Consider the following 10,573-nt stretch of genomic DNA (forward strand, 5'->3'; position numbering starts at 1 on the left):
AAATGATACAATGGGGCTATATATATAGGGAAGAAATAACCGTTATGAGGAGGATGAAGATGCGCCGAATCCTGAGCTTTTTGAAATTGTTTCGCTATGATTTGATTGTACTGTTGACTGCGCTGCGTCATCGGGATACGCCGCGGCGTATCAAGGGGCTGTTGGCCCTGGCGGTTGTTTATTTGGTGAGTCCAGTCGATATCATTCCCGATGCGGTGCCTATGGCGGGAATCTTAGACGATATGGTTATCGTTCCCACGGCGATATGCGGCCTTACGAATATGCTGCCCTACCATGTGCGGCGGGAGGCCGAGATGAAGGCGGAGCGCATTGCCCGCTATATGCCGCTGTTGCTAATTGGAGCTTCGTTGTTTATTTTGTTGTGGGTAGGCTTGTTCGTGTATGGAGCCTACTGCTTGTTTGCTTATATCCTGGGATAGTGGTTTAGAAGAGGAGACTGTTACATTGCGTTTATATATTGCCGAGAAACCGAGTGTTGGGCGTGAACTGGCAAAGTGCCTGGCTGGCCCGGTGATTCGTCATGATGGTTATCTGGAGACTGGGGAGGGGATTGTGACCTGGCTGTTTGGGCATATCCTTCGCCAGGCAGAACCGGATGAATACGATCCGCGTTTTAAACGCTGGCGCGCTGAAGATTTGCCGATAATCCCGGAGAAGTGGAAATTATTCGTGGCAAACGATTGCGAAAAGCAGTTTGCCATTGTCAAATCGCTGATAGAAAAGGCCGATGAAATCGTTCATGGCGGTGACCCGGACCGTGAGGGTCAGCTGCTCGTGGATGAGGTGCTCGATTATATCGGCACCACCAAACCAGTAAAACGAATCCTTTTAAATGCGCTTGATGAGAAGAGCATCAAAAAGGCCAACAGCAGCTTGCGGGAAAATAAGGAGTTCGTCAACCTGAAAAAATCGGCCTTGGCCAGAGCACGGGCTGACTGGCTGATTGGCATGAATCTTTCCCGGGCGTATACGTTAGCTGCCCGGCGGGCTGGCCACGATAAGCTGGTACTTCCCATCGGACGGGTCAAGACGCCTACCCTGTCGCTGGTGGTGCGCCGGGAACGAGAGATTGAAAATTTTAAGCCGGTGGACTACTATACCATCAAGGGTACCTTTACCCATGAAAATGGAAGTTTTCAAGCCCAGTGGAAACCAAAGGACACAATGGCTGGCCTGGACAGTGAAAATCGGCTGGTGGACAAGCAAATTGCTGAGGAGAAATTGGCAGAATTTGGCCAATCTCCGCTTGATGGCGTGATATCGGCCTATCAGAAGACCAAGAAACAGGAGCCTCAGCCGTTGCCCTTTTCCCTATCGACGCTGCAGGTGCTGGCAGGCAAGATGTATGGTTATGCGCCGCAATTGGTGCTAGATACAGCCCAGAAGCTTTACGAGAAAAAACTTACGACTTATCCCCGCTCGGATTGTGAGTATCTGCCGACCAATCAGTTTGGCGATGCGGGGGTAATCCTTCGTAACTTGGCGGAAGCTGGTGATGCTGAGGTGGCAGAGTGGGCGCCGAAGGCCAATGCGAAGACAAAGAGCCGGGCATGGAATGACAAAAAGATTTCGGCCCATCATGCCATCATCCCGACAACGGTGAAGGCCAACGTCCTGACGATGACGGAGGAGGAGCGGAATCTATACCATCTGATTGCCCGGGGGTATATCGCCCAGTTCTACCCCGTTCATGTTTATGACCAGACGAAGGTGGAGGTCACCTATAAAGAGGAGCTCTTTACGGCCAGCGGCCGCACGGAGCGTGATTTAGGCTGGAAAATCATGTACCAGTCCAAGCGGAAAAAGGTGGAAGAAGAGGACGACAACAAGGAAGAGGACGAAGAGAGCAAGACACTGCCGGCGATGAAGAAAAAGGATGGCGTGACCTGGTCTGCCGGGGATATTACCCAGCGGGCCACGAAACCACCGGTGCGGTTCACCCCCTCCACGTTGCTGGCCGGCATGAAGGAAATCCATAAATACGTCAAAAATCCGGAAGCCAAGAAACAATTGAAAGATGTTTACGGCATCGGCACTGAGGCTACTCGTGCGACGATTATCGATGACCTCATCAAGCGCAAGTTTATGACGGCCAAGGGCAAGAAAAAATATCTCAGCCCCACACCGGCGGCTTATTTGCTGGTGGATGCCCTGCCCGATGAAATGACCTATCCGGATTCTACGGCCATTTGGGAGGATAAACTGCATTCCATGTCAGAGGGAGACGGTTCCCTAGAGGAGTTCCTGCAGGGACAGATTGAATTTACCACCCGTCTATGTGAAAAGGCGGGGGCCGTGAAGATGGAAGTCACCGGGGAAAATGTTTGTCCGGCCTGCCATCAAGGCGTCCTTATGCAGCGTAAGGGGAAAAATGGCATTTTTTGGGGCTGTTCCAATTATCCCAAATGCCGTATGACCTGTAACGATAAAGCAGGCAAACCCGATATGGAAGATGCGAAGCTGCGTCTTAACCGCAGCCCGCGGCGCATGGCCCCGGCGACGATTTCGGCGTCGGCGCTGGCACGCCAGGAAAGTGCGGTGGGAAATAATTCGTCAGTCCCCTTTAAAAGGAAATATGAATCTCAGTCCGTGGTGTCGTACGCGGCGCAGGAATACTCGGCCCCGTCCCGCCAGGACATGGATGAACTCAACAGCCTTTTTTCGCCGGTGGATTATGAAGCGCAGCTGGCGGCAGATATGCAGAGCTATACGGCTGCCAAGCCCCGGAAAAGCGGCTGGCAGGACTGGAATCATAAGCCGAAATACTCGGCAAGTCCCATGGAACATATGAAGGAAAATGAAGGAAAGGGAAGCAAACAGGCGGATAAGGACAAATATCTCTGCCCGCGCTGCCGAGAGGGGCATCTCAGACAGATTCGCGGCAAGAACGGCGTCTTTTGGGGTTGCAGCAACTATCCGCGCTGTACGGCGACTTTTGATGACAGCCATGATAAACCGTTGCTGTCGTAATGGATAAGGAGAGAATATGACAACTTTTGCGGATTTAGGAATAACGGAAGCGCTTTGTGAAGCATTGACAAAACAGGGCCTTAATAAACCGACGGAGATACAAGAAAAGACCATCGGCAAAGTGCTGGCTGGCCAGAACCTGGTGGGGCAGGCTCCGACGGGAACGGGCAAGACGCTGGCCTATCTGTTGCCGGCCATGCAGCAGATAGATCCGGAGATTCGTCAGGCACAGGTGCTGATTCTGGCACCGACTTACGAGCTGGCCATGCAGATTGCCAATGTAGCCCGAGAGCTTAGCCAGCAGGCCGGCCTTGGCGTCAAGGTACAGGGAATCATCGGCGGGGCGAATATCGCCCGCCAGATGGATAAGCTCAAGGAAAAACCACAGCTTATTGTCGGTTCGGCCGGCCGGATTATCGAACTTTCCCGGAAAGGGAAGCTCAAGCTGCAGCAGGTAAAATTGTTGGTGCTCGATGAGTTCGACCGCCTGCTGGATGACCAGAACCTTGACAACACCGTGGAGATGGTAAAACTTTTGCCCAAGGACCGTCAGGTTATCTTATTTTCGGCAACGGCCCCCAAAAAGGCAATGGAGCGGGCTGATTTCCTGGAAAGCCCCGAGCATGTTATCGTTAAGGAAGATGCAGCGGTTATGGAGGCAAGGGAAAATTACTATCTCATGACTCCGTTTCGTGATAAAATAGAAAATGTCCGCAAGCTTACGCGGAATCTTGGGGTTAAGCGCGGTCTGGTCTTCATCAATCGCGTATTTGATGCGGAAAAGACGCTGGCTCATTTGCAGTACGATGGCATTCGGGCTGCTTCCCTGCTGGGCCATCAGAATAAACAAGCTCGCCAGAAGGCAATCGCCGACCTAAAAAAAGGAAAAATCCAGCTGCTGCTTTCGACGGATTTGGCCGCTCGTGGTTTGGACATTGAAGGCGTTGACTATGTGTTTAATCTGGATCTGCCTGAGAGCGCCCAGGTCTATCAGCATCGTGCCGGCCGCACGGCCCGTGCGGGGGCAAAGGGGACCGTCGTTACGCTGGCGGATATCAAAGAGGCTTATAAATTAGAGCAGCTGGAAAAACGGCTGGGGATTTCCTTTAAGCCAATCAAGAAGGCCAAGGGGCAGACAAAGCCCCAGGTGGAGAAGAAAAAGAAGAATCGCCCCTATAAGGCGTATAAGAAAAAGGCCACGGGCAAGAAGCCTGGCGTGAACTAATCAGGAGGGAACGATACCTTGGATATTGTGCCGATACTATTACAATTAGTACTGGTTGCTTTTCTCATCTTTATGAATGGATTTTTTGTGGCGGCGGAGTTCGCATGCGTGAAAATCCGTCCGTCCAGATTGGAGACGCTGATTCAGGAGGGAAGCAAACGGGCGGTTTACGCCAAGCGCTTGACGGACCATCTGGATGCATCCCTTTCGGTTACCCAGCTGGGAATTACGCTGGCGTCCCTGGGATTAGGCTGGGTCGGTGAGCCGGCGGTGGCCACGATAATCCTGCCGGTTACAAGGCTCTTGGGAATGGACGAGAGCATTGGCCATACGATTTCCCTGGTGCTGGCCTTTTCTATCATCACGGCTGGTCACATCATCATGGGTGAGCTCACGCCAAAGACCATGGCCATCCAGAGTGTGGAGAAAATCATGCTGGCAGTAGCTCTGCCCATGCTGATTTTTCATAAAATCATGTATCCCTTTGTTTGGCTGCTGAATCACGTGGCCAATTGGGTGACGAAGCAGATGGGCTTTGAGGCGGCCTCGGAGGGGGAAAACGCCCATACGGAAGAAGAAATCCGGCTGCTGATGGAAGAAAGTCATCGCCAGGGCCTTATCGATGACACGGAAGCTGATTTTGTGGATAATGTCTTTGATTTCACGGAGCTTAATGTGCGTGAAATTATGACGCCACGCACGGATATGGTGGTGCTTTACCTCGAAGACAGTTTTGAGGATAATCTAGACATCATCATGGAAGAACAGCTTACCCGTTATCCGATATGCCGGGAAGATAAGGACCATATCATTGGTTTCCTTCATGTTAAGGACCTTATGCGCGTAATGGTGGAAGGGCGCAAGCCGAACCTCCGGAAGCTTTCGCGCAAGGCTTTGGTGGTTCCGGAGAGCATGGATGTCAATGTATTGCTCAAAACGATGCAAAGCAGTCATTCCCAGCTGGCTATTGTGGTGGATGAGTTCGGCGGCACGGCTGGCATGGTGACCATTGAGGATATTGTTGAGGAAATCGTAGGCGATATCCAGGATGAGTTTGACGAGGAGCGGCCCACCGCTGAGAGCCGCGGCGACCGCGTTTATTCGGTGGACGCCAAGATGCTGCTAGAGGAGCTCGAAGATATTCTGGAAGTCCGGATTGAAGATGAGGATGTCGACAGCGTGGGCGGCTGGCTCTATGACCAGATTGGCGGCGAACCGCAGGTCGGTCAGATGGCAGCGGCCGGGGGCAATCTGCTCTTTGTCGAGGAAGTCGATGGGGCCCGCATTACCCGGGTGCTGGTCAAGCTGGCCAATGAGCTAACAGAAGAACATGAGGAAATCGTATAAACAGTATGTCTCTCTCCACTAGGAGAGAGGTATATTTATGTATTGAATGAATTGATTTGTTCTTATTTTGGTTCGTTGTAACAAGTTACATTTCTTGTACTAGGTTTTTATCTTTTGATTGATTATAATAAAAGAGCATGTTGTAAGTTAGGATGTATATTGCATGATAATCACGATTGAAAATTTCACGAAGAGTTATGGGGAAAAACAGCTCTTTGCAGGTGTTAATTTCAGCATGGATGATGGGGACAAGGTCGGTATTGTCGGCGTGAATGGTACGGGAAAATCCACTTTCCTCAAGGCTGTTGCCGGTCTGACTCCGGTGGATGAAGGCTCCGTGGTCACCATGCGCGGCCTGCGGGTGGAGTATCTGGCCCAGGATAAAGTCTTTGAACCGGAAAACACCGTCTTGATGGAAGTATTTCGTGGAATGACGCCTTTAATGCAGGCTTTGCGTGGCTATGAACTGGCTTTGGCGCAGTCTGCACGGAATCCCGAGGACAAGGGCGTCCAGCAGCAAATCATGCAGTACACGGCCAAGATTGATGAGTTGGATGGCTGGCAGCTGGAAAGCACGGCGAAAATGGTACTCAACAAACTGGGCATCACGGATTACACGGCTAAGGCCGGGACTTTATCCGGCGGTCAGCAAAAGCGCCTGGCATTGGCGACGGCGCTGATTCAGCCCTGTGACCTGCTGCTGTTGGATGAGCCGACAAACCATCTCGACAGTGAGACCATTGCCTGGCTGGAGGAATACCTCAAGGGCCGCAAGGGGGCCTTGCTGATGGTAACCCATGACCGCTATTTCCTTGACCATACTTCGACCAAAATCCTGGAGCTGGACAAGGGCAAGGCCTATACTTACAGCGGCAATTATTCCGATTTCCTCGAACAGAAGGCGGCCCGTATTGAACGGGAACAGGCCAGTGAACAGAAGCGCCAAAATTTCCTGCGCAATGAGCTGAAGTGGCTTCGCCGCGGCGCACAGGCGCGTTCGACCAAGCAAAAGGCGCGCATTGAACGCTATGAGGAAGTAAAAAATCAAACGGTGGATTTGGATCGGGGAACGGTGGAAATCGGTTTGGCTGGCAGCCGGCTGGGCCGGACGGTCATTGAACTGGATCACCTTCATTACGAAGTGGATGGACGCACCATCATTAAGGATTTTTCCTACACGCTGCTGCGCAACGACCGGGTGGGAATCCTGGGGCGCAATGGTACCGGCAAATCGACGCTGCTAAATATCCTTTCGGGGCGCCTTCAGCCCACCAGTGGCACGGTTACCATCGGGCAGACGGTCAAGATTGGCTACTTTGCCCAGCGCAACGCGGAAATGGATGAGCGGCTGCGGGCGATTGAATATATCCAGGAAGCAGCCCATCATATCACCCTGGCTGACGGCACGCGGGTGTCGGCATCGCAGCTGATGGAGCGGTTCATGTTCCCCGGCAATCTCCAGTGGACGCCCATTGCCCGCCTGTCTGGCGGCGAAAAGCGCCGTCTTTACCTGCTGCGGATTTTGATGGAGGAACCCAATGTCCTGTTGCTGGATGAGCCGACCAATGATTTGGATCTTGAGACTATGGCGGTGTTGGAGAATTTTATCGATGACTTCCGTGGGGCCATAGTCTTTGTATCCCACGACCGTTTCTTTGTTGACCGGTTGGCGGAAAAAGTTTTCGTTTATGAAGACGATGGCAGTTTGACCATGTATTCCGGCGGCTATTCTTACTATAAGGAAAAAGTTGCGGAACAGGAAGCTTTGGTGGAAGACAAAAAGCCTGAGAATAAAATTCCCGCCGAAGAGAAGGCTGCGTCCCGTGCTCCGCGGACGGAATCGAAACCGAAACTTTCCTTTAAAGAGCAGAAAGAATATGCAGAAATTGAAGGCATTATTGCCAGCAAGGAAGGCGAGCTCAAGGTTGTACAGCTTCAGATGGAGCAGAATGCAGCCAATTATGGCAAGCTGAATGAACTCAGCAAGGAGGAAAGCCGCTTGCAGGCGGAACTGGAACACCTCATGGAGCGCTGGGCATATTTGGAGGAAATTGCTGAAAATCAGCAATGACTATAAATTTAAGAGGTAAAGGAGACAGTAATCATGGCATTCGACAAGAATCAGTTTGACGACATCATCCGGGAGTTTACGGTAAACGGGGAGCAGCTGCATGAAATTGCAGCGGACTTCCGGTATGACTTGGTCAAAGGATTAGAGAACCCCAACGAATCTTCGCTGCGCATGCTCAAATCTTATGTAGGCCTTCCCACCGGGAAAGAAACTGGTGAGTATCTGGCACTGGATTTCGGCGGCACCAATGTACGTGTCCTGCGCATTCGTTTGGAAGGCGAGGGCAAGTTTGAAATCGTCAAGAAAGTGGCAAAACCGCTGCGGGTAGAAGGCGTCTATGATTTTGTCGGTGCTGGTTCTACGGCTGAGCAGATGTTTGATTTCATTGCAGAACTCGTGGATGAGGCTGTGGAAGGCGATCACGAGACGAAATATCTGCTGGGGCATACCTTCTCCTTCCCCTCGGAGCAGACGGACCTTTACAATGCTAAGCTCATCATTTGGACGAAGGAGTTTGCTACGGCAGGCGTTGAGGGCAAAGTGGTCAACGACCTTTTGAAGGAAGCTCTTCATCGCCAGGGAATCGACAATGTCCAGCCGACGGCTGTTATCAACGATACGGTGGCTGTGCTGCTGGCGGCAGCTTATAAGCAGCCGGGAGTTTACATCGGTTCGATTTATGCGACGGGCCACAATACCTGCTATTTGGAGCCCTATGCCAATAGTGCGGATGCCCCAATGATTTTGAACCTGGAATCCGGCGGCTTTATGAAGCTGATTCCGAATCGCTTCGACATTGCCTTTGACAAGGCTTCGGAGAAACCGGGGGAACAGCGTTTGGAAAAAATGGTTTCGGGCCGTTACATGGGCGAATTGTTCGGCATGGCTCTCTCGGAACTGTTGGAGGAGTCGGGCAAGGCTTACGGCTTCACCAGCATTGATATGAGCAATATCATTGTGGATGATAGCGCAGCCCGTGAAAAGGTGGCAGAAATCGTAGCGAAGAAGGCGGGCAAAACGCTGGAGACGGCGGATTGCAAGCTGGTTCAGGAACTGGCAGCGGCATTGGTCATCCGCTCGGCACGATTGGTTACGGCCTCTTATGTTGGTATCATCTGGCAGCTGGCTGGTAAGGACAAGCCCCAGAAACAGCATATTGCCATTGACGGTTCCGTCTATGAAAAGATGCCGTTGGCAAAAGAAAATATCATGCGGGCACTCTCAGAGCTGCTCGGCGAGGATGCTGCTGAAATCGATACGGTTCTTGAAAACGGCGGTTCAGGCCTCGGTGCTGCTATTGCGGCAGCAATGTCCCAGAAGTAAGAGAAAGAGTTTCGGGGACAGGATTTTTACCATCGAAGGAGTTCCCCCATGCAAGCAGAACAATCACTGAATCTCAATCTTTCCCAGCATTTGGCGATGACCGTCAAATTGCAACAGGCTATCCGGATTTTGCAGCTTTCCGCGCAGGATCTTCGGTCGGAGATTGAAAAAGAATATTTGGAAAACCCTGCTTTGGAAATAGACTACGGGGATGCTGTGTCTGCCGAGGGGAATCTGTTGCAGGCGGAAAATATGTCACGCTTGACCGATTACCTGGGTGAGGGCGGCAGTTCTTCGGGCTATTACGGGGAGGATGCTGATCCCGCCTTTGAGGCGGCGGAGTCTGTCTCCTTGACCTTAGAAGAGGAGCTCCTCGATCAGGTGAAATTTGCCTTTCCTCATTCACAAGAACGGGCAATCGCTGTCTTTATCGTCGGTTCGTTAGATAATAATGGTTATTTGACGCTGCCCCTGGCTGAAATAGCCCGGGCAATGGCAGCCGAAACAACAGCGGTAGAAACCGTGCTGCGGCAGGTTCAGGAATTTGAGCCTGCAGGGGTTGCGGCCCGTGACTTGCCAGAATGTCTGCGGATTCAGGCAAAACGGCAGGGCATCTATCAGGGCTTAGTGGCCGCAATTATTGACCGTTACCTGGATGAAGTGGCGGAATCGCAAATCAAAAAGATTGCGGCGGCAGAGCAATGTCGGCCCCAGGATGTTCAGGCAGCAGTGGATATTGTCCGCCAACTGGACCCCAAGCCCGGGGCAGCTTATGGTGGGGAAAAGGCATCCTTTATCACACCGGACGTACTGGTTCAGGAGGTAGATGGAGTCTACCGGATTACGCTTAACGATAATTACATCCCCCAGCTTAGAATCTCGGCAGCTTATCAGCATGCCGAGTCCTTCGATGCGGAAACTAGGAAATATATCACCCAGCGGCTCAATGCAGCCGCTTGGCTGATTAACAGTATTGAACAGCGGCGCACGACTATCCGTCAAGTGGTGGAGGAAATCCTCAACCGTCAGCCGGATTTCCTAACCCAGGGAATGAAGGGGCTGCACCCCATGACGATGAAGGATGTCGCCGATGCAATCGGTGTTCATGAGTCTACGGTAAGCCGGGCAGTGGCGAATAAATATGCCCAATTTCCCCAAGGGATTGTGGCACTGCGGAAATTCTTTACCGCGAACCTAGCCAAAAATGGCAGTGAGGAGGATTTTGCCGCGGTACAGGCCAAGGAGGCAATTACGGAGCTGATAAAAGGCGAGGATCCTCACAAGCCCCTTAGTGACCAGAAACTCTGTGAACTATTAAAGGAACGCAAAATGGATATTTCCCGCCGTACGGTTATGAAATATCGCGAACAGCTGGGGTATCCCTCATCGGTAAAACGAAAACGATATTAAAATAGATGAATATCTGCTTACAGGCTATGAGTTCCTGCTGACCCTTTTGGGTTAGCAGGAATTTTTGCAAGTTGCAGTTTGTAGGTTAGTTGGGTTCGGATTCGAAGCAACTCGCCGGCGGCGGGGGACACAGTACCAACGCTTCACCGGTGACAACCCGCTACAAGAAATTTTTGCCTTTTAATTAAGAGTTGGAAAACAGTTAA

At 51.7% G+C, this 10,573-nt stretch carries 7 protein-coding genes; all 7 read left to right on the top strand.

Going from position 1 to position 10,573, the window contains the following annotated elements:
* Positions 1 to 59 precede the first annotated feature (59 nt).
* Positions 60 to 440, top strand: a complete 381-nt coding sequence (locus BLQ36_RS11485) for a YkvA family protein (RefSeq protein WP_074515723.1) — start codon at positions 60 to 62, stop codon at positions 438 to 440.
* Between the two features lie 25 nt (positions 441 to 465).
* The gene (locus BLQ36_RS11490; RefSeq protein ID WP_074515724.1) at positions 466 to 2,991 is read left to right on the top strand and encodes a DNA topoisomerase 3; all 2,526 of its coding nucleotides are present in this window, start codon (positions 466 to 468) and stop codon (positions 2,989 to 2,991) included.
* Between the two features lie 16 nt (positions 2,992 to 3,007).
* On the top strand, positions 3,008 to 4,216 hold the full coding sequence (locus BLQ36_RS11495) for a DEAD/DEAH box helicase (protein WP_081342347.1): 1,209 nt from the start codon (positions 3,008 to 3,010) through the stop codon (positions 4,214 to 4,216).
* Positions 4,217 to 4,234: 18 nt separating this feature from the next.
* Positions 4,235 to 5,563: a hemolysin family protein gene (locus BLQ36_RS11500; RefSeq protein ID WP_074515725.1), complete on the top strand. Its 1,329-nt coding sequence runs from the start codon at positions 4,235 to 4,237 to the stop codon at positions 5,561 to 5,563.
* A gap of 163 nt (positions 5,564 to 5,726) precedes the next feature.
* Positions 5,727 to 7,634 (top strand): ABC-F family ATP-binding cassette domain-containing protein, encoded by a 1,908-nt coding sequence (locus BLQ36_RS11505; protein WP_074515726.1) that lies wholly within the window; start codon positions 5,727 to 5,729, stop codon positions 7,632 to 7,634.
* Positions 7,635 to 7,667: 33 nt separating this feature from the next.
* A complete protein-coding gene (locus BLQ36_RS11510; RefSeq protein ID WP_074515727.1) occupies positions 7,668 to 8,957 on the top strand; it encodes a hexokinase family protein in 1,290 nt (429 codons plus the stop codon).
* Positions 8,958 to 9,005: 48 nt separating this feature from the next.
* Positions 9,006 to 10,367 carry an RNA polymerase factor sigma-54 gene (gene rpoN, locus BLQ36_RS11515; protein WP_074515728.1) on the top strand — a complete coding sequence of 454 codons (1,362 nt, stop codon included), beginning with the start codon at positions 9,006 to 9,008 and terminating at the stop codon, positions 10,365 to 10,367.
* The last annotated feature ends 206 nt before the right edge of the window (positions 10,368 to 10,573 follow it).

Source organism: Selenomonas sp. WCT3, from assembly GCA_900100835.1.
GTDB classification, from domain to species: Bacteria; Bacillota; Negativicutes; order Selenomonadales; family Selenomonadaceae; genus Selenomonas_A; species Selenomonas_A ruminantium_E.